Consider the following 963-nt stretch of genomic DNA (forward strand, 5'->3'; position numbering starts at 1 on the left):
TTGAGTTATACACTTAGTGGCTGTTTTATATTATTATGATAAATCGGTTTGGTTGTTACCATTCTTACTATTGATTTATGAAAAATACTTGTTTTAAATTGTGAACGATTTATTCTAAAACAAAACTCATCAAAATAAGCTTGAATGTGCCATTTGCTAACATGAGTGGGTATTGTTCTTATCCAAGATTTCAATTGCATGATTACAATGTGTAATTCTTTGAAGTTTTTTCCATGGTCACTTAATTTTTGTTCAATATTATAAAGTTTTTTTAGAGGTTCGTATCCTCTCCATTTATCGGTAATTATTTGTGCATTCTGACTTATATGCTCTTCAAAAATTGGAGTTAATGATTTTGAAGAATAATCTTCAATCGATTTTACATAAACCCTTTTTATCTGATGTTTGTGGTTTAATTCCACAGCTATTACAGCCTTTCTCTTTTTAGAATCATAACTTCTGCCTTGTTTACCCTCTTCTTTTCCTCCCACAGTAAATTCATCCACATGAACCAGTTCTGACAATGGATATCTCTGGCTGCTTTGCATTGCTCTACGTACTTTCTGCATAAAATACCAGGCTGTGCCTTGGCGGATTTCAAAACGTTTTCCCATTTGAATACTTGATACACTTTTACTGCTGGTTGTCATTTCAAATACAATACAGAATGCTTTGTGCAATCCAAATTTAACCTTATGAAACAATGTATTTGCAGTAGCACTTTCTACATGCTGACAGCTATAACATTGGTAATTATATCCCGATTTCTCACATCCTTTTGTATGACCACACTTCATGCAGGTAAAACCATCTTTCCATTTTATTTGCGCTAAATAAGCTTTGCAAGCTTCATCATTCGGTAATTCTTTTATAAAGTTTAGGATGCTTTGCCCTTCAAATACTCCCATATTTACTGATTTTAAAGACTTAAATATACAGAAATTAAATGACTAGCTCAATTAA

The 963-nt window shown here is 32.0% G+C and carries 1 protein-coding gene; it reads right to left on the reverse strand.

Annotated features, from left to right (window positions below; all coding sequences use genetic code 11):
- Positions 1 to 5: 5 nt before the first annotated feature.
- Positions 6 to 908 carry an IS1595 family transposase gene (locus ABEG11_RS19015; protein WP_348825760.1) on the reverse strand — a complete coding sequence of 301 codons (903 nt, stop codon included), beginning with the start codon at positions 906 to 908 and terminating at the stop codon, positions 6 to 8.
- Between the last annotated feature and the right edge of the window lie 55 nt (positions 909 to 963).

The sequence above is a fragment of the Flavobacterium aestuarii genome (assembly GCF_040049115.1).
Classification (GTDB): Bacteria; Bacteroidota; Bacteroidia; order Flavobacteriales; family Flavobacteriaceae; genus Flavobacterium; species Flavobacterium aestuarii.

Coding starts and splice junctions, on each gene's coding strand:
- ABEG11_RS19015 (WP_348825760.1), bottom strand. CDS start 908: ATGGGAGTATTTGAAGGGCAAAGCATCCTAAACTTTATAAAAGAATTA.